This is a genomic window from Morganella psychrotolerans, assembly GCF_965118875.1.
Classification (GTDB): Bacteria; Pseudomonadota; Gammaproteobacteria; order Enterobacterales; family Enterobacteriaceae; genus Morganella; species Morganella psychrotolerans_C.
This window is the reverse complement of the sequence record NZ_CBCPJD010000011.1, coordinates 194,044-212,509: the sequence shown is the minus strand read 5'-3', so window position 1 is coordinate 212,509 and position 18,466 is coordinate 194,044. Positions and strand designations below refer to the sequence as shown.

Genomic DNA, 18,466 nt, shown 5'->3' with positions numbered 1-18,466 from the left:
CCCCCGGTTATCCTCCTCCTGACCTGATGCAGTAAATCCCGATACTATCCATGAATGAAACAAGAGTTTCTGTTTGATGTCGCTGGCAGTAAATTAAATATTCGTACAGAAGAACAAATAGCACCACATCCTTTATATTCCCCGGTTATCCTCCTCCTGACCTGATGCAGTAAATCCTGATACTTTTCATGAATGAAACAAGAGTTTTTATTTTGCGCTGCTGATGGTAAATTAAATATTCGTGTTAAAGAACGGATAACACCACATCCCTGATTACGTCACAGCGATAAGCAACGCAGAGGAAATAGGAGATAGTAGATGGGGATGTATGGAAATGGAAGCAAGGCTAGCTGTTCCGTTCCGCCGGGGCCACACATGATAAATACAATGTATGTGATAACGTTTTTCCGGAAAGGGTATTGCTTTCGTCCGCGAGGCGTATTTATTCGGATCCTGAGTGTCTGCTCTTCATCTATATCTGTTTTTTTATGATTTATATAGTTATACCCGCGGTATCTGCACGATATCTTCCCGCTAAAAAGTGATTTACCCAACGTTCTTTTTTAAATATGTATATTTACTGAATAACCTCTGCGCGTGTCTACTCTTTTAAATGGTCTGATATGTGGGAAACTGATAATGTCGACGCGATCTTTACTAAAAATACCTATGATTTAACTGAATATTCAGTTCTGCTGATTCTGTTTCTGGCTGTTCACCTGAAATCCGTAACTACATACTGACCTATTTTCCTTTTAGTCTTCTGAACCGGTATCTTAGCATCCGGACTCTGTTATATTGATAACTCACAAGTCAATGTCATGTACTGCTGTGACCCTCCGTTAAATATGTAATAAAACTATGCCTGAAAATACACTGAACAATCACTAAAAAATGACTGTGTATTTATAGATATTATTTATAGTGATTGCCCAGCAATAGTCACGCGAAATATATTTCATTGTTATTTTATTTTACGACAGTTATTTTTTCTAAACATAACTTAATTTATTTATATCGCTGTGGGTTGTTCATCCTGAAATAATAATTGATTATTGGAGTTAAATGTTGCATAGAAATAGTCCTGCCTATAATTTCGTATCAGATGATACAGTCGGGGTATCACTATATGTGTATCTCTTTATTATAGAGTGAAGTAAAATTATCGATATTTTCATAAATGGTATAAGTAATGTGTTTTGTATTAATTTCAAGTTTTTCTGGTTAATGTATTATCAGTAAAATAAGGCGTTAATTATATAATTAATTTTTTGTTGTTTTAGTGTGATATATTTAAGTTATGAAATACCCATTGTCATTAATGGTAGTTATACTATATTTTGTTTATTTCTGCCGCGAAATTATGATTTTTATCATGATGAATTATCAAATATTCCGTTTGCCCTGATAGCCATGTCTGGTGGGGTTTTGTTCTAATTTTTGTTTGTTAGCAGGAAATAACTTACAGAATATGGAATAACATAATGATGAAAAGAACAGTACTGGCAACCGCGATTTGCAGTGCAGTAACATTGAATACAGCATCAGCTGCGATAACGTATACATATGATAAAATTGTCGAAAATGAAACTGTTTATGATAATCAGGTTGGTATTAATCCTAATCAGAACCCTAATGCTCCTATAGATAATGGTGCTCAGGATATCCGGGAAGGTGGGAAATCAGTTAACAGCTGGATTTTTGATAGTGGAACAGTGACTGTTTTCAATGGTGGTATCCTGGATAAAGCCAAAGTGGGCGCGCCAAGAACAGCTGATGAGTTGAATAATACCAGCAGACAAAATTTATATTTGCCATCATCCTATGACGGACAGGTTGATATTATGGATGGCGGTTTGGTAACAGATTCTCAGATCATTGGTAAAGGAAATGTTAATGTATACGATGGCGGAACAGCCAGTAATACCTCAGTAAATCAAATGGGAGTCTTACGGTTTAATGTCGGTGGAAAAAGTACAGGCGCACTGAATGTCGGACGTCAGGCATTTGTTATCATAGATAATGATAATTTTTATAGTTCAGATAATACATCAATTGAAGAAATGAACCTCTCCGGTAACCTTTATACTCAGGATATGTCCACAGAAAGAAACAATGATTTATTTGGTTTTGAATGGGAAGGCCGTGATGTTGAGGTTGATGCGGCAAGTGATTTTCAGGTTGCCAATATTGGTAATCTGAATCTGAAAAATGGTTCAGTAAGCTTAAAGCCCAAAATAGATAATAAAAATGTAATTTTTAATCAATTAGTTGTCAACGATCTCAGCGGTCAGGGAACGTTTTCATTTCATTCACAAATTGCCGATGATGTCAGTGATAAGCTGGTTGTGACAAATAATGCAACAGGTGATTTCAATGTAAATGTTTATGATACCGGTAAAGATATTGTTGATCCTGATGAAACGGTCGAATTAATTGAAATAAATAAGGGTGATGCTGAATTTAAACTGGCTGGTAATGGTGGCGTAGTTGATTTGGGTATTTATAAATACCGGTTGATCAAAGGTGTTAAAAGTAACGGTAAATCAACCTGGTATTTAGCGACTCAGGCTGACCATATTCCATATCCGGATATTGACCCCGATGGTGAGACGCAAGGTGAACCAGAAATAGATAAAGATGATAAATATGTTCAGGAAATTGATACGGAAACCGGTAAAGATGTCAGCCATGATACCGGTACACCTGCTCTCCGGGACGTTTTGTCCAATAGTGCTTTGGCGGGGTTGAGTATGGCCTCTGTAAATCGTCACATTTTGCGTAGTGAAAATTTATTCGGTCCGTCGCGTCGTCATATCACAGATACACGGTCAGATAAAAAATACGGAATGTGGATGAATTACCGTTACGATAAGTCAAAGTTCAGTGATAACCGTGGTGTTGCATTTAAAAACAGCATGAATCTCGTGGAAATAGGATATGACAAATTAAACCAGGTTCGTTTTGGTGAAATTGCATTTGGCTTATTTACCAGTACCGGAAAAACAAAAACGACGTTTGATTATGTTACCGGACAGGGAAATACGGATAGCTTTGCTATCGGCGGATATACCCACTGGCAATATCAGGACTGGTATATTGATGGAATGCTGAAAGGTTCACATTTTAAGAATAGTTTGAATACACAAAGCAGCGGCGGGGGGTCGGTTAATGGTTCTTTTAAACAGAATGCATTGACCGTGAGTACTGAAACCGGAAAGAAATTACAGGTTACCCCAGAAATATCATTAACATCTTATGGACGGATGAGTTACAGCCGGTTTAGTCAGGCAAAATACCCGTTATCTAACGGTATGGATATTCATGAGTTTAACAGTGATAGTGCTGTCGGAGAGGTGGGCTCACGTCTGACTATGGATACTCATATTAATGATATAAAGGTCAAACCGTTTATTAATGCAGGTGTCTCCCGCGAATTTGTTAAAAACAATAAAGTGGCACTGAATAATAAAGTATTTTCTAATGGTAACGAGTCTGTAACCGGGAAATATCAGATGGGTGCAACGGTTGCTTTAACGCCGGATACAACGCTTTCCGCAAGTCTGGGTTATATCCATGGTGACAAAATTGAATCACCTGTCAATGCATATATCGGATTAAAAGTCAGTTTTTGATTTTTATTTGTACACTAAACTTAGCCATACCATTTTCGGTATGGCTTTTTTTATTATTATTTCAGTGCAGAATTTTTTCCTGCCGGGGACGGGCTGAATTCGGGACACCAAATATTTTGTCAAATGCCCAATTGAAGAAAAAAGTATAGATCGGAATAAAGATAATTAATGCGAAATCCAGTAAGAATGCCTGTAATAAACTAACAGATAACCACCACGCAATTAACGGGATAAGAAATATCACGAGTGTCAGTTGAAATAATACCGCGTGTACCAGCCTGCGGCGCAAGGTCCGCGTGCGCAATATCTGATGTGATTCCCAATATTCAAACAGACTGTTAAAAATAAAATTCCAGCTCACGGCGATAGTGGTAATAACCAGAGCCAGCGGGCCGGTAACACCGGCTGAATTACCGGAGAGTAGTGCCAGTCCCAGAGATGAAATTATCCAGCCAATCACTTCATAGGCGGTAATAAATACCATTTTTCGTTTTAAACCCTGCATACTTTTTGCATCCTGTTTCTTTTACTATGCGAACCGGAAAGCAAATTAAATCAATAGAGATGATAAATAAAGTCAGCTACTATCAGTTCTTCTGACAGATGGAGGACGAATGCCTTTTACCAGTGATAATTTACAGCTCTTTCTGACTGTACTTGAGAAGGGATCATTTTCAGCGGCAGCACGGGCATTGCACCGGGTGCCCTCTGCGGTCAGTATGGCTATCGGTAATCTGGAGGCTGAGCTGGGATTTGCGCTGTTTGACCGGGATGGCAGAGCGCCGGTACCGACAGAAAATGCGATCGCACTCGCACCTTATGCAAAAGAAATTACAGAGAAGCTTCATCAGTTGAATGTGTTTACCCGCGAACTGACGCAGGGAGTGGAGAGTACGCTCGCCATTGGTGTGGCAACGGATGTGAACCCGCAGTGTTTATTTGCGGCACTGCAAATACTTAATCAGCGCTACCCTCTGATGAAAACAGAACTACTCTCTGCTCCGCAGGATGATATTTTACCCTTGTTGCATCAGGGGCGTATTCAGCTGGCGTTGGTATTTGGCGGGTTGTATGTGGATCCGCGCGAGCAGTTTCACTGTATCGGCCATGAATCTCTGGTAGCAACAATTTCTGCCTCTCATCCGTCGCTCTCTTTACAGCCATCTGTTTATATTGAGGATTTGGTGCAAACTCGGCAGGTTATTATTGCCAGTCATCATCATACTCTCAGTGATATCAGAACTCAGGTTGCGACAAAAACCTGGCAGACAGATAACTTTGCGATGGCGCTCGGGTTGGTAAAGGCAGGGATCGGCTGGGGTAACTTACCTGAATCGTTGATTCAGACAGAGCTGGCGGCAGGCACACTGCGGGCGCTGTCATTCCGCAATACCCGTAACGGGCTGGTGCTTCCGGTACATATTGTCAGCCTGAAAGGGAACGTGCTTAAACGCGGTGCACAAGATTGCATCGGGTTGCTGACGGAAAGCCATGTGTGTGCGGGAAATTAGTTGCTATGATAATAAGATAAATCAGCCCACAGGAGCGCGTATGTTTGAAATCCGTGATTTACAGGTGATTCAGGGTGGTAAAACATTATGGGAGAGTCTCTCTTTCCGGCTGAATGCCGGTGAGCGTTTTGGTATTTCAGCGCCGAGCGGTTTCGGAAAAACGACTCTGGGGCGGATACTCGCGCAGTGGCAAAAACCACATTCCGGTGAATTGTTGCTTGACGGAAAGCCTGTCCCGACGTCCGGCTATTGCCCTGTTCAACTGGTGCCGCAGCATCCGGAGAAGTGCTTTAATCCTTACCGTACCACCGGTGCCGGGCTGTATGATGCGTGGAAACCGGATGCTCAATGGCTGGATAAACTGTGCATTGAACCGGAGTGGCTACTGCGCCGCCCGAATGAATTATCCGGCGGTGAACTGGCGCGTATTGCGTTATTACGCGCGTTAGATCCACGTACCCGTTTTTTGGTTGCAGATGAAGTGACCGCACAGTTGGATGCACATATTCAGGCGCAAATCTGGCAGGTTCTGATAGATGAATCACAGCGACGTCCGCTTGGGTTGGTTGTATTCAGCCACAATAAAGCGCTGCTTGAGAAAGTGTGTACCTCTCTGTGGATTGTCAGCGAATCGCCCCGTCCGCCGGTAACCCGCGATCCCACAACGGGTGCGTCGTTTCTGAACAGATTGACGGCTGTGTGAGCTGCGGATCTTACATTTTCCGCGCTGGCTTCGGTTTTTTCCTCTTCTTCTTGTCAGTCCCTTTCTGCAACGGATGCAAACCAGACTGTCACTATAACGGGAACATCTGATGACACCCGGACGCTTTCATCACAGGGGATATTCGGTGATAAGTGAAAGTTAGCACTCACTCACTATCCGTATCCGCCAGAGCAGGGTATTTTCTCTCAGCCGGTGGCAGAAATACCGCTGACAGAGAACTATGAAGCGCACCTTTTTCTGGCACGGAGCAAAAGCGAATGCTTACATACCTGGCACGCCCTCCCGGACGCATGATCCGATGGCGCGTCTTAATGATATTGATATTTGATTCCGCTCTTATATTGTGCCGTCCGACAGGCCGGTTTGGCAATGTGCTGAGTATGCCGGGATCTTATTGGTGGTCTCTGTAGAGCTAGCTGCCTGAGTAGCAAGTTCGTAAGTTTGCAAGTACTGACAAACTTTCGGTTCATTTTTTCCCTGAAGCAGGGATTTTTGAAAACCAGTGCCGGTGTCGGGGCGATTTTACATAACAACCGGACTCTGCATTCCGGCTTACAAACCCTGACTGACACCCGGCGGTCACAATAGTGTCACGTTAATGTCATCTGAGCAGCCTAAGCTTCCCTGCGTTGATAACCGATGACTTTATTTAATGACAAGGATCCTGCTGATGCTTCATGCGATGATTAAAACACGGGTTGCTGTTGCCGTTCTGGCTCTGTTAACAGGTTCTGCATTACCGGCAGTTGCGGCAGGAAATTCAGATACCATTATGGTGCAGGATCGCGCTGCCAAAGGAAATATTACGGAGTTTGGTGGCGCACGGCGTCTTACATCTGATCAGACTGAAGCATTGAAAGCGGCTATCGGTCAGACCAAAGCAAAGAATGTGATTTTGTTTATCGGTGACGGCATGGGGGACTCCGAAATTACGGTCGCCCGTAACTATGCTGAAGGCGCAGGCGGTGTGTTTAAAGGGATTGATTCCCTGCCGCTGACCGGGCAGTACACCACGTATGCGTTGGATAAAAAAACACAGAAACCTAATTATGTGACAGATTCAGCGGCATCGGCGACCGCCTGGGCGTCCGGTGTCAAAACCTATAATGGTGCGCTGGGTATTGATGTTTACGGCAAACCTCACACCACTATCCTCGAACTGGCAAAGAAAAACGGTAAAGCGACCGGCAACGTCACAACCTCTGAAATTCAGGATGCGACACCAGCTGCACTAATCTCTCATATCAGCCAGCGTAAATGCTATGGTCCGGAAGAAACAGCGGAACGCTGCGCGCCGGACGCCCTGGAGAACGGCGGGTTGGGATCTATCAGTGAACAGTTACTGAATGCCCGTGCCGATGTCACGCTGGGTGGTGGTGCGAAAAGTTTTGGTCAAACCGCCAAAGCGGGTGAATACTCAGGGAAAACGTTGGAAGAACAGGCGGTGATTCGTGGGTATCACATTGTAAAAGACGCGAAATCCCTGGCGGAAGTGAAAGCGGCAAATCAGGATAAACCGGTGCTGGGGTTATTCAGTGACGGCAATATGGCGGTTGCATGGGAAGGTCCGAAAGCCTCTTATCGCGGGAATCTGGATAAGGCGGTTGTTGAGTGTAAACCAAACTCAAAACTGGATCCGAATGCCCCGACACTGGCTCAGATGACAGAAAAAGCGATCAATCTGCTGGAAAGTCATGAGAACGGTTTCTTCTTACAGGTTGAGAGTGCGTCAATCGATAAACAGGATCACGCGGCAAATGCCTGTGGTCAGATTGGTGAGACTGTTGCGCTGGACGAGGCAGTACAAATTGGTATGGAATATGCGAAGAAGCACGGTGATACATTGGTGATTGTGACCGCTGACCATGCGCATTCCAGCCAGATTATAGAAACCGATGTGGTATCACCGGGTCTGACTCAGGCGCTGATGACGAAAGACGGCAGTGTGATGGCAGTGAACTACGGCAACTCAGAATCAGATTCGCAGGAGCATACCGGCTCGCAGCTGCGTATAGCGGCATTTGGGCCGGGGGCGGCGAATGTGGTCGGTTTAACGGATCAGACTGATTTATTTTTCACCATGCGTGAAGCAATGGAACTGAAGTAACCTATACCCTTATTCATTCAAGCTACAGGTTCGTTGGCCGCACTCAACCAGCCGGGTCACATACTGATGTATGCTCCCCGTCTGTTTTCCCTTGCCGCCTTCCTGCACCCTGAATGATGTTGGGTATATATAACCTGATATTCGCAATTTTCTGCTCTGATTTTTTATATTGATTGTTTTGCTGATTTCAGCAGTGGCTGCCACCGGTACTATGTGCCGGTGGTTTTTTTGTTATTGTTTGTAACATGATGATTTTTGAAATATATTTTATATAAGATATACTATTTTCATGTCCCGGCTCCGGGGCGGAGATTCTTTTATTCCGTAAAACTATGTGTTTTATGCGATTTTTTCTGATAGCGGCGGCGTGTTTTTTGTCGTTATCACATGGTGACTTTGCTCCCGTGTGATATACCGTTTATCTGATCGTTATAACGGGAACACTATGCTGACATTACTCCATCTTCTTTCATCAGTGGCTTTGCTGGTCTGGGGAACGCACATTGTGCGCACCGGGATTATGCGGGTTTTCGGCGCTGATTTACGCCGCTTGCTGGAAAAAAGTATCCGGAAAACATCGCGGGCATTTCTGGCCGGACTGGGAGTAACAGCCCTGGTTCAGAGCAGTAATGCCACGGCATTGCTGGTGATCTCTTTTGTGGCGCAGGGCATGATCGCACTGCCGCCCGCACTGGTGATTATGCTGGGAGCAGATGTTGGTACTGCACTGATGGCGCGGGTGCTGACGTTTGATCTCTCCTGGCTGTCGCCGCTGCTTATCCTGGCAGGTGTCAGTACATTTCTCAGTCAGAAGAAAAGCCGTACCGGGCAACTGGGGCGCGTGGGAATAGGGCTGGGGCTGATTATTCTTGCCCTGCAACTGATTGTCTCCTCCGCAGAACCTATTACACAGGCGTCAGCGGTTCAGGCAATTTTTACCTCTCTCAGCGGCGATGCTGTTTTGGCACTGCTGGTGGGCGCACTGTTTGCGATGGTCAGCTATTCGAGCCTTGCTGCCGTGCTGTTAACCGCCACACTGAGCGCTACCGGGCTGATGCCGCTGCATATCAGTCTGGCAATAGTGATAGGATCAAACCTCGGCAGCGGGTTTCTTGCTCTGCTGAGCAGCCGCGGACAGAATGCGGTTGCCCGCCAGGTGGTGCTCGGCAGTATGCTGTTCAAGCTTATTGGTTGCGCACTGGTGTTGCCGTGGATACAGCCTCTGTCAGTCCGGATAGCGCAATACAATTTGCCGGCGGCAGAAGTGGTGATTTATTTCCATGTCGTCTATAACTTTGTCCGCTGTGTCCTGATGCTGGCACTGGTTAAACCAATGGCCCGATTCTGCCGGCTGTTGATAGCAGAACCGCCGGTGGATACGCAGAGTATCGCTCCGCGTTATTTGGATCAGAGCGCGCTGGATACTCCCTCACTTGCGCTGGCGAATTCAGTGCGGGAAACACTGCGGCTGGGTGATGTTATTGAGCAGATGTTGCAGCGCTTTGACAGTCAGTTGTCGGGAAAAAGTGAACAAAAACGGCTGATTAATCAGTTGGAAGATGAAGCTGAGCTGTTGCACAGCAGTATAAAATTGTATCTGGCTCAATTACAGCAGGCTGATTTGGGAGAGAGTGATTCCCGTCGCTGGGCCGAAGTTATTGATACTGCAATGAGTTTACAGCAGTCGTCATCGATTATTGCGCGGATGGCACATGATGTTGCGAACCAGACCGCTGAGCCGCAGCGGGTTTTTTCGAAAGATGGTTACAGTGAACTGACCACCATGATGTCGCGGCTGCAAAATAATCTCAATCTGGCGATGTCTGTGTTTGTCTCAGCGGATGTGGATAACGCGCGGCGTCTGCGCCGGGCAAAGCACCGCTTCCGTTTGCTGAATCAGCGCTACTCATTTGCGCATGTGGAGCGCCTGCATGTCAACAATATGCAGAGTATGAGCAGCAGCCGTTTACATATCGGATTGTTGGGGGACATGAAGCGTCTGAACTCTCTGTTTTGCTCAGTGGCGTATCATGTGCTGGAAGGTGTTGCCGATACAAGAAGCGAGACAACAAGTGATGATTTGTCTCATGAAACAGCGGGAACACCCTGAAATTCAGATAATAATGGCTGTTTAATTTATAGACATACAGTTTATAGGCATATGATTTAAAGGCATATAATTATATGCCTTTTTTACTTTTTAAGGCTGAAAAGGCTTGCAACATCCGGCAGATTATTTATGATAACGGGAATTATTCTCATTTCGTTATCGTGAAGGGTGGGTGTCATGCAAATCAAAAACTCGCTTTCATCATTTTTCTGGCAGCACATTACCGGTGTCGGTGGTGTGATGCTTGCACTGGTGCCGGTATTGCTGTTTCTGTCGCCGGGACATGAAGAGGACGCAGCACGTATTGCGTTGGTGGTCGTCATGTTGCTGACAATGCCGATGTTATATAATCGCGTATTGCGTCATTTTCTGCTGATACCGGCAGGAATTGCATTTGTTCTGGGAAGTCTGCTCTGGTTTGAGCATCTGAGGATATAGCCGGGGGAGATAACAAGATTGAATCTGTGTACGCAGAGCGCGTAATGAGTGTGTAATAACAGTGGTGCGAAGGGGGGGACTTGAACCCCCACGTCCGTAAGAACACTAACACCTGAAGCTAGCGCGTCTACCAATTCCGCCACCCTCGCAGTACTGTCATTCACTATGCTGCCGTTTGTTGTTCAAGCCATTCTGATTGGTGCGAAGAGGGGGACTTGAACCCCCACGTCCGTAAGAACACTAACACCTGAAGCTAGCGCGTCTACCAATTCCGCCATCCTCGCAAACCAGAACTATCTTGTACCGATAGCATGGAGGCGGATTTTAGCGGTTTTATCCGTGCCGTCAATATTTTTTTGCTGAACCTGAAGACTTCGCGTAATTATTAGGCATTTGTCGCCAGATAGACTTTGAATTTTCCGGTTTGTGCCAGAACCTGGTGCTGACCAAACGTGCTGTCCAGCAGTGCCGGGTACGGTAAAAAGGCATTTGCCACGATACAGATTTTCCCGCCGCGGTTTAAGCGCGCTTTAGCGCCGGTGATAAGCTGCTGCGCTGCATTGTAACTGGTATTCAGCCCGTCATGGAACGGCGGATTAGAGACAATCCAGTCATATTTTCCGCTGAGGTCAGAATAGACATTACTGGCAACAATATCACCTTCCAACTGGTTACGGGTGAGTGTTTCGCGGCTTGCGGCAAGGGCAGCGGCAGACACATCACTAAGTGTCAGTACCAGACCCGGGTTACGTTTTGCCAGCACGGTGGCAATCACACCACTGCCGCAGGCGATATCAAGCAATTTTCCGCTCAGCGGACGGGTCAGCGCGTTTGTCAGCAGCGCACTGCCGTTATCAAAATTATCCTGGCTGAATACGCCCGGCAGTGTGGCAATATTTGCATCACCGACCTGATATTCTTTCAGCCAGTCAGTCAGCGTAAACTGAGCTGCAGTTGTCAGTTCGCCGTAATAAAGACCACAACGACGCGCGCTGTCTACTTTATGCAGGGGGACAAATGCGTCCGCCATTTTTTCAGCACTGCGCACACCACTGCGGTTTTCCCCGACAATAAACACATGGCTGCCGACCGGCAGACAGGAGAAAATTTGTGTCAGTTGAAATAAGGCTTCCTGCTTGCTCTTCGGCCAGAAATAGATCAGGGTATCGCAGCGCGCTGCCGCTTCAGGGCTGACAGTCAGCTCAAACGCGCTGTTATCACCAAGCTGCGGGTGCATCGCCTGCCACTGATGATACTGTGTGGTGCTGGCATACACTGATTTTGCAGTAATCTGAGCGGCAATAAGATCCTGAATGTCCCCGGCAAGCAGGACATGGCTCTCGGTAAATTCTTCTGCGTGACGTAAAATAACTTCACTGGCCGGGGTAAGCATGGACATCCGTTAACTCCTGTAAATCATGATTTGATAGCATTGGCGCATGCAGCGCGCTTTGCTAATATACGGTCGTTTGGTCTTTCAGGGATACATTATGACGCGACGAGACAGAATGCTGGCTCAGATGGGGATAACCCAATGGACGCTGCGGCAACCGCAGCGTCTGAAAGGGGAGCTGTCAGTACAGATCCCGGCTTCGGCACGCCTGCTGATCATAACCGATGAGCAGACAGATCTCACCTGTGATTTATTCAGCGATATATTTCGTTGTCTGAATATCACGGCAGATGATGTTTATTGCATCGCGCCTGAGAATATACAGAGCATTCCGGAACAGACATCCTGCCTGTGCTGGTTACCGGGCATTGATGCAGACTTGCCGGATACGCTTCCTTTATTACACACTCCGTCCCTTGCAAATCTGTATCAGGATGTGCAGGCGAAACGTGGGTTATGGACACAAATTTATCAACATGATCAAAATATTACCACTGCTTCCTGATGATTTTGATGCGGCGTTCCGCATTGAACAGGCGGCACATAGCTATCCCTGGAGTGAAAGTACGTTTAAAAGCAACCAGGGCGAACGTTACCACAATCTCAGGCTGGAAGCTGATGGTGAACTGGCGGGATTTGCCGTTAACCAGACGGTTCTTGATGAAGCCACGCTGTTTAATATCGCGGTTGCACCTGAGCATCAGGGGAAAGGCTATGGCCGGCAGTTGCTGATGAAAGTGATTGAGGATCTGACAGAGAAAGGCATCGTCACACTCTGGCTTGAGGTCAGGGCATCCAACAGTCCGGCGATTGCACTGTATGAATCTCTGGGTTTCAATGAAGTATCGGTGCGGAAAAATTATTATCCGGCGAAGCAAGGCAAAGAGGATGCACTGATTATGGCGCTCTTTCTTGATATCGGGATGTAATACGGTAATAAGTCAGATAAATCGGCGGTTTTTCATTCCTTTCAGCAATTTTTTGCGTGTTACCGTGATGAGATACATTCATCACGGGTGCGCTTTGCCATGTTTATTCATAAAATTATTACACCGATGTTTATCAAACGCTTTCAGTGCGTTGGTTCTGAGTGTCTTTCTCATTGCTGTCAGGATTGGCTTATCAGTATTGATAAAAAAACCTACAAAAAATATCACAGCGCTGAAAGTATTGAAATTAAATTGATTTCACAAGATCATGTGATTAAATCTGACCGCGGCGGTGATTATGCATTTATCCGTCTGACAGATGAAAAGAAATGTCCGTTTCTGACCGAAAAACAGTTGTGCAATATTTACAGCAAACTTGGTCCGTCTGCGATGAGTCGCACCTGCCGCGTTTATCCGCGCAGTGAGGTGAAATATCAGAATGCAACCTTTAAGCGCCTGTCCCTCTCCTGCCCGGAAGTGGTACGGCAACTGCTGTTTTCCGCCGATGCAATGCAACTGACGGAAGAAGATCAGTATCTGAAAGAAGCCACGCAGGACGCAGCCCTGACAGATCCGCAATATCTGATGTACCTCTGGTGTCTGAATCTGGTTCAGGCTCAGTCACCTGAATTTGAAGATAATCTTTATGCCGTCATGCAGTTACTGATTTTTATCGACAAACTGGATTATGAGATTGAAGCCAATTTTGATCGTATTCAGGGCGTGTATGAATTTTTACTCACGGCTACTGAAAACGGTGATCTGACGGCAGAGCGCAGAGCATTATCGCATCCGGTTAGTTTTCAGGTTGCTACTCTGGGTGTTTACGGCAAATTTATTCCACAGCTATCCCGCAGCGGTACTCTTTTGCTTTCAACCTATATTAATACGCTGAACAAGCTGGAACTGGATGAAAATCAGACGTCTGAGCGTACTGAAGAGAATATGGCACGGCTTCTGACCGGATGGAAAACCCTGATGCAGGACTCCTGTCTGAGTGAACCACATACGTTACGCAATCTTTTTTCTTATCTGCTGTATCACAGCCAGTTTCCTCATGTGGCGAATTTCAGCGAAAAAACAGCCGGCGAAAAAAATGCACTGACACACTTCAGTCTGCTGGTGATGGATTACTTTTATCTGCGTACCAACCTGTCGGCTCTGGTGATAACAGAAAAATACACTGTGGTGCAAACGGATGTGCAATTACTGGTGAGTGCCTACTTTTCACTGAAAATGCACATAACAGGAATTAATACTGATTTACTGGCGCTGATGGAAAGATGTCAGATGAGTGATGCGCTGGCGTGTATCTGCTTACTGGATGGCTGATATACTCGTCATACTTCAGGATGCACGGGTGTTGACTGCGCTCAGCCCGGCGGGTCACATAGTTTATCTATATCCCCGGCGGTCGGAGCTTGTCGCCTGCGTACATCCCGAATTATTTAGAGTATAGAGCGGCAATCAGAAGCTTTTGTTGTCTCAGGGGGCAAACCGGGCGAAAATAAGTACCATAATGAGAAATCAGAGGTGAAAACCGGTGTGTTTTTGCCTCACAGCCCCAGAAGAACAATCTGATGTCGAATAATACGATTTTACAGGAAGTGTCCAGGCGCCGCACCTTTGCGATTATTTCGCACCCCGATGCCGGTAAAACAACCATTACCGAAAAAGTCCTGCTGTTCGGACACGCTATTCAGAGAGCCGGTACAGTCAAAGGTCGTGGCTCTAATCAGCATGCAAAATCTGACTGGATGGAAATGGAAAAACAGCGCGGTATTTCCATCACAACGTCAGTGATGCAGTTTCCGTATCAGGATGCACTGGTAAACCTGCTGGACACCCCGGGGCATGAAGACTTCTCCGAAGATACTTACCGCACACTGACTGCGGTAGACTGCTGTCTGATGGTGATTGATGCGGCAAAAGGGGTTGAAGACCGCACCCGTAAACTGATGGAAGTTACGCGCCTGCGTGATACGCCGATCCTGACGTTTATGAACAAGCTTGACCGTGAGATCCGTGACCCGATGGAGTTACTGGATGAAGTGGAGAATGAGCTGAAAATTGCCTGTTCACCCATCACCTGGCCGATTGGCTGCGGTAAGCAGTTTAAAGGGGTTTATCACCTGTACCGCGACGAAACCTATCTGTATCAGAGCGGGCTGGGGCACACTATCCAGGACGTCCGTATCGTTAAAGGACTTAACTCTCCGGAACTGGATGCCGCTGTCGGTGAAGACTTTGCCGGTCAGTTACGCGATGAGCTGGAACTGGTGCAGGGTGCATCAAATGAATTTGATGAAGAACTGTTCCTTGCCGGTGAACTGACGCCGGTCTTTTTTGGTACGGCGCTGGGTAATTTTGGTGTCGATCACATGCTGGATGGTCTGGTGTCATGGGCGCCGACGCCGATGCCGCGTCAGACTGATGTCCGCGAAGTGATTGCACAGGAAGATAAATTTACCGGGTTTGTATTTAAAATCCAGGCGAATATGGACCCGAAGCACCGCGACCGCGTGGCATTCCTGCGTATCGTTTCCGGTATCTACGAGAAAGGCATGAAACTGCATCAGGTGCGACTGAAGAAAGACGTGGTGATCGCAGATGCGCTGACGTTTATGGCCGGTGACCGTGCACATGTGGAAACGGCTTTCCCGGGCGACATCATCGGGCTGCATAACCACGGAACAATTCAGATCGGGGATACATTCACCCAGGGTGAAATCCTCAAATTCACCGGTATTCCTAACTTTGCACCGGAACTGTTCCGCCGCATCCGTCTGCGTGACCCGCTGAAACAGAAACAGCTCCTGAAAGGGTTGGTTCAGTTGTCTGAAGAGGGCGCTGTTCAGGTATTCCGTCCGCTGACAAATAACGATCTTATCGTTGGTGCGGTGGGTGTGCTTCAGTTTGATGTCGTGGTATCGCGCCTAAAAAGCGAGTACAACGTGGAAGCGATTTATGAGGCAGTTAACGTCTCAACGGCGCGCTGGGTTGAATGTAATGATGTGAAGAAACTGGAAGAATTCAAACGCAAGAATGAACTGCATCTGGCGCTTGATGGTGGTGATAACCTCTCTTATATTGCCCCGACGATGGTAAACCTGAATCTCACCCGGGAACGTTATCCTGATGTGAGTTTCCATAAAACCCGCGAACACTGATAAACGCGCCTCCGGGCGCGTTTTTTTATATCTCAGTGCTCCGGATATCGCATTTTTACCGGGTACTGACATTCATTATTCGTGTTATTGTTTAGTCATTATTGTGAAAAGGAGAGATACATGAAAACGCGTCTGAATATGAAATCACTGAGTATCCTGCTGGTCAGCGGCGCATTATTCAGTACTTATGCCACTGCGGATGACTCTCTGACCCAAAAAGCAGGGCAGACATGGAACAACGCATCTCAGTCAGTTGAAACCTTTGGTAAAAAGGCTGAACAGAAACTCGACAGCACGGTTAAAGATGCTTCTCTGCTGGTGGATGACAGTACCATTACGGCAAAAATCCGCGGGCAGTTATTAAATGCGTCCGGTATTGACAGTAATGATATTGCAGTGAAAACCATCAACGGAACTGTGTATCTTTCCGGTTTCGTGACGACAGACGCGCAGCGTGTGCAAGTTATTGATATTGCAAAAAATATACCGGGTGTCCGTGCTGTTGAAGTCAGTATCGGCCAGTATAAATAAGTCTCTGTCTGATTTTAGCTGACGACGATTATGGGAACCTATATTCCGGTTACACCGGGAAAAATTGCACCACTGGCATGGCTGCCCGATCCGCTGCTGGCGACCGGGAAGCTGGCGCTGGTCTGTGAAGGCGGCGGTCAGCGCGGTATTTTTACCGCCGGTGTGCTGGATGAATTCCTGAAAACAGGGTTTAATCCGTTTGATCTGTTGCTGGGCACTTCAGCCGGGGCGCAGAATCTTTCTGCTTATATTTGCGGACAGCGTGGCTATGCCCGTCACGTTATTACCCGTTACACAACCGATAAGCAATTCTTTAATCCGCTGCGGTTTATCCGTGGCGGACATCTGATCGACCTCGACTGGCTGATTTCCGCCACATCCGATGAAAGTCCTCTCGATATGACTCATGCATTGCAGCGTTTTGAGCAGGGGCAGGAATTTTATATGTGTGCCAGCCGGGCGGATAATCTGGATGCAACCTACTTCAGTCCTCTTGAGGCCGACTGGCTGGATATCATCAAAGCCTCCAGTGCTATTCCGGGGTTTTACCGCGAGGGCGTGGAGATTAACGGTGTCACTTATCATGATGGCGGGATCAGTGATGCGGTTCCGGTTATTGAGGCGTGGCGGCGTGGTGCAACCCGTATTGTGGTGATCAGGACAGTGCCGTCACAGCTTTACTACACACCTGAATGGGTGAAGCGGATGGAGCGCTGGCTGGAAAAAAGTAATCTGAAACACATGGTGGCGATGATGAAACAGCATGCGATCAGCTATTACCGGACACAAAAATTTATTGAATCACCGCCTGATGGCGTTGAAATTGTTGAAATATATCCGCGTACGCCACTGGCAAGCAGTGCCCTGGGCAGCAGGGCGAATACACTGATGCAGGATTACCGGCTGGGACGGCGCAGCGGACGCTATTTCCTCGCGACCCTCGGGGAGCGCTGGGCATCGCATCAGCCGGTACACACATCAGTATTGCGGGTTCCGGTCGCATCCAATGATAATGATGCTTTGTTGCCGAAAACGGACGGTTCATCTGCCATCTTGCATTCGCCGCATGAATTATTGGATTAAGAGGCCGCAATGTTATTTATCGATACACATTGCCATTTTGACTTCCCTTTTTTCACCGATGATTTACCCCGTCATAAAGCTAATGCCGCGCAGGCCGGGCTGACAGACATCATTATTCCGTCAGTCAGTCATTGGAATATTGAAACGGTTGCCACACTGTGCCGGACATCCGGGGAGTCACTTCCCCGTCTGCATGCCGCGCTGGGACTGCATCCGCTCTATATTGCCGAGCACACGCAGGCGCATCTGGAGCAGCTTGAAACCCTGATAACACAGGCGGGCACAGAATGTGTAGCTGTTGGTGAGATTGGTCTGGATCGTTATATGGTGTCACCGCAGTGGGAAAAGCAGCTTGAATTTTTTATTGCGCAATTACAGTTAGCTGCGCGCGCAGATCGCCCGGTGATACTCCACTCACGTAAAACCCATGACACACTCGCGGCCATTTTAAGACGCTATCCGGTTCCCCGGCGGGGCGTGGTTCATGGTTTTTCCGGCAGTTTTGCCCAGGCGGAGGCATTTGTAAAGCTGGGGTATTACATTGGTGTGGGCGGGACGATAACGTATGAACGCGCGCAAAAAACACGCAAAGCTATTGCGCAGCTTCCGCTGACAGCCCTGCTGCTGGAAACCGATGCACCTGATATGCCGCTCAGTGGATTTCAGGGTGAACCAAACCGTCCGGAACGGATTGTCAGCACTTTTCAGGTACTTTGTTCATTGCGGGCAGAGTCACCGGATGATATTGCTACTCAGATTTATCGCAACAGCCGCAGGCTTTTTTCTTTGTAACTCTCTATTTTGGACTGCTGAATCAATTTTCCCGGTATTTTAT

General features: G+C 46.9%; 15 protein-coding genes and 2 tRNA genes. 13 read left to right on the top strand and 4 right to left on the bottom strand.

Annotated elements, in window-relative coordinates:
- The first annotated feature begins 1,484 nt into the window (after positions 1–1,484).
- A complete protein-coding gene (locus tag ACMHKJ_RS13025; protein ID WP_413494490.1) occupies positions 1,485–3,635 on the top strand; it encodes an autotransporter outer membrane beta-barrel domain-containing protein in 2,151 nt (716 codons plus the stop codon).
- Positions 3,636–3,696: 61 nt separating this feature from the next.
- Here ACMHKJ_RS13025 and ACMHKJ_RS13020 read toward each other — a convergent pair whose 3' ends face one another.
- On the bottom strand, positions 3,697–4,140 hold the full coding sequence (locus ACMHKJ_RS13020; RefSeq protein WP_413494488.1) for a PACE efflux transporter: 444 nt from the start codon (positions 4,138–4,140) through the stop codon (positions 3,697–3,699).
- A gap of 109 nt (positions 4,141–4,249) precedes the next feature.
- On the opposite strand from ACMHKJ_RS13020, the gene ACMHKJ_RS13015 reads away from it, so the two are divergent.
- From ACMHKJ_RS13015 to ACMHKJ_RS12995, 5 genes are all read left to right on the top strand, one after another.
- On the top strand, positions 4,250–5,146 hold the full coding sequence (locus ACMHKJ_RS13015) for a LysR family transcriptional regulator (protein WP_413494486.1): 897 nt from the start codon (positions 4,250–4,252) through the stop codon (positions 5,144–5,146).
- A gap of 40 nt (positions 5,147–5,186) precedes the next feature.
- Complete coding sequence (locus ACMHKJ_RS13010; RefSeq protein WP_413494484.1) at positions 5,187–5,849, top strand: ATP-binding cassette domain-containing protein; 663 nt, start codon at positions 5,187–5,189, stop codon at positions 5,847–5,849.
- Positions 5,850–6,540: 691 nt separating this feature from the next.
- Complete coding sequence (phoA, locus tag ACMHKJ_RS13005; RefSeq protein WP_413494482.1) at positions 6,541–7,977, top strand: alkaline phosphatase; 1,437 nt, start codon at positions 6,541–6,543, stop codon at positions 7,975–7,977.
- 445 nt (positions 7,978–8,422) lie between these two features.
- Entirely contained in the window at positions 8,423–10,087 is a 1,665-nt protein-coding gene (locus ACMHKJ_RS13000) for a Na/Pi cotransporter family protein (RefSeq protein ID WP_413494480.1), read from the top strand.
- 177 nt (positions 10,088–10,264) lie between these two features.
- Positions 10,265–10,525: a DUF1435 family protein gene (locus tag ACMHKJ_RS12995; protein WP_067369612.1), complete on the top strand. Its 261-nt coding sequence runs from the start codon at positions 10,265–10,267 to the stop codon at positions 10,523–10,525.
- Between the two features lie 62 nt (positions 10,526–10,587).
- Here ACMHKJ_RS12995 and ACMHKJ_RS12990 read toward each other — a convergent pair.
- The 3 genes from ACMHKJ_RS12990 to rsmC form a co-directional block, all read right to left on the bottom strand.
- Positions 10,588–10,674, bottom strand: a tRNA-Leu gene (locus ACMHKJ_RS12990).
- A 48-nt stretch (positions 10,675–10,722) separates the two neighbouring features.
- A tRNA-Leu gene (locus tag ACMHKJ_RS12985) sits at positions 10,723–10,809 on the bottom strand.
- A 101-nt stretch (positions 10,810–10,910) separates the two neighbouring features.
- Positions 10,911–11,924 carry a 16S rRNA (guanine(1207)-N(2))-methyltransferase RsmC gene (rsmC, locus tag ACMHKJ_RS12980; RefSeq protein ID WP_413494478.1) on the bottom strand — a complete coding sequence of 338 codons (1,014 nt, stop codon included), beginning with the start codon at positions 11,922–11,924 and terminating at the stop codon, positions 10,911–10,913.
- 91 nt (positions 11,925–12,015) lie between these two features.
- Between rsmC and ACMHKJ_RS12975 the strand changes: the two genes are divergently transcribed.
- From ACMHKJ_RS12975 to ACMHKJ_RS12945, 7 genes are all read left to right on the top strand, one after another.
- Entirely contained in the window at positions 12,016–12,423 is a 408-nt protein-coding gene (locus tag ACMHKJ_RS12975; protein ID WP_413494476.1) for a DNA polymerase III subunit psi, read from the top strand.
- On the top strand, positions 12,395–12,847 hold the full coding sequence (gene rimI / locus ACMHKJ_RS12970; RefSeq protein WP_067369605.1) for a ribosomal protein S18-alanine N-acetyltransferase: 453 nt from the start codon (positions 12,395–12,397) through the stop codon (positions 12,845–12,847). The genes ACMHKJ_RS12975 and rimI overlap by 29 nt, the downstream gene beginning before the upstream one ends.
- A 99-nt stretch (positions 12,848–12,946) precedes the next feature.
- Positions 12,947–14,179: a flagellin lysine-N-methylase gene (fliB, locus tag ACMHKJ_RS12965; RefSeq protein WP_413494474.1), complete on the top strand. Its 1,233-nt coding sequence runs from the start codon at positions 12,947–12,949 to the stop codon at positions 14,177–14,179.
- A 248-nt stretch (positions 14,180–14,427) separates the two neighbouring features.
- The gene (prfC, locus tag ACMHKJ_RS12960) at positions 14,428–16,017 is read left to right on the top strand and encodes a peptide chain release factor 3 (protein WP_067369602.1); all 1,590 of its coding nucleotides are present in this window, start codon (positions 14,428–14,430) and stop codon (positions 16,015–16,017) included.
- A 120-nt stretch (positions 16,018–16,137) separates the two neighbouring features.
- The gene (locus ACMHKJ_RS12955; RefSeq protein WP_413494472.1) at positions 16,138–16,548 is read left to right on the top strand and encodes a BON domain-containing protein; all 411 of its coding nucleotides are present in this window, start codon (positions 16,138–16,140) and stop codon (positions 16,546–16,548) included.
- Positions 16,549–16,578: 30 nt separating this feature from the next.
- The gene (locus tag ACMHKJ_RS12950) at positions 16,579–17,631 is read left to right on the top strand and encodes a patatin-like phospholipase family protein (protein WP_413494470.1); all 1,053 of its coding nucleotides are present in this window, start codon (positions 16,579–16,581) and stop codon (positions 17,629–17,631) included.
- A 9-nt stretch (positions 17,632–17,640) separates the two neighbouring features.
- Entirely contained in the window at positions 17,641–18,423 is a 783-nt protein-coding gene (locus ACMHKJ_RS12945) for a TatD family hydrolase (RefSeq protein WP_413494468.1), read from the top strand.
- Positions 18,424–18,466 lie beyond the last annotated feature (43 nt).

What these genes read in the sequence shown, in the direction of transcription:
- rimI (WP_067369605.1), top strand. Translation starts at nt 12,395, where the DNA reads ATGATCAAAATATTACCACTGCTTCCTGATGATTTTGATGCGGCGTTC.
- ACMHKJ_RS12945 (WP_413494468.1), top strand. Translation starts at nt 17,641, where the DNA reads ATGTTATTTATCGATACACATTGCCATTTTGACTTCCCTTTTTTCACC.
- ACMHKJ_RS12955 (WP_413494472.1), top strand. Translation starts at nt 16,138, where the DNA reads ATGAAAACGCGTCTGAATATGAAATCACTGAGTATCCTGCTGGTCAGC.
- ACMHKJ_RS13015 (WP_413494486.1), top strand. Translation starts at nt 4,250, where the DNA reads ATGCCTTTTACCAGTGATAATTTACAGCTCTTTCTGACTGTACTTGAG.
- ACMHKJ_RS12995 (WP_067369612.1), top strand. Translation starts at nt 10,265, where the DNA reads ATGCAAATCAAAAACTCGCTTTCATCATTTTTCTGGCAGCACATTACC.
- ACMHKJ_RS12950 (WP_413494470.1), top strand. Translation starts at nt 16,579, where the DNA reads ATGGGAACCTATATTCCGGTTACACCGGGAAAAATTGCACCACTGGCA.
- ACMHKJ_RS13000 (WP_413494480.1), top strand. Translation starts at nt 8,423, where the DNA reads ATGCTGACATTACTCCATCTTCTTTCATCAGTGGCTTTGCTGGTCTGG.
- ACMHKJ_RS13010 (WP_413494484.1), top strand. Translation starts at nt 5,187, where the DNA reads ATGTTTGAAATCCGTGATTTACAGGTGATTCAGGGTGGTAAAACATTA.
- prfC (WP_067369602.1), top strand. Translation starts at nt 14,428, where the DNA reads ATGTCGAATAATACGATTTTACAGGAAGTGTCCAGGCGCCGCACCTTT.
- fliB (WP_413494474.1), top strand. Translation starts at nt 12,947, where the DNA reads ATGTTTATTCATAAAATTATTACACCGATGTTTATCAAACGCTTTCAG.
- ACMHKJ_RS12975 (WP_413494476.1), top strand. Translation starts at nt 12,016, where the DNA reads ATGACGCGACGAGACAGAATGCTGGCTCAGATGGGGATAACCCAATGG.
- ACMHKJ_RS13020 (WP_413494488.1), bottom strand. Translation starts at nt 4,140, where the DNA reads ATGCAGGGTTTAAAACGAAAAATGGTATTTATTACCGCCTATGAAGTG.
- phoA (WP_413494482.1), top strand. Translation starts at nt 6,541, where the DNA reads ATGCTTCATGCGATGATTAAAACACGGGTTGCTGTTGCCGTTCTGGCT.
- rsmC (WP_413494478.1), bottom strand. Translation starts at nt 11,924, where the DNA reads ATGTCCATGCTTACCCCGGCCAGTGAAGTTATTTTACGTCACGCAGAA.
- ACMHKJ_RS13025 (WP_413494490.1), top strand. Translation starts at nt 1,485, where the DNA reads ATGATGAAAAGAACAGTACTGGCAACCGCGATTTGCAGTGCAGTAACA.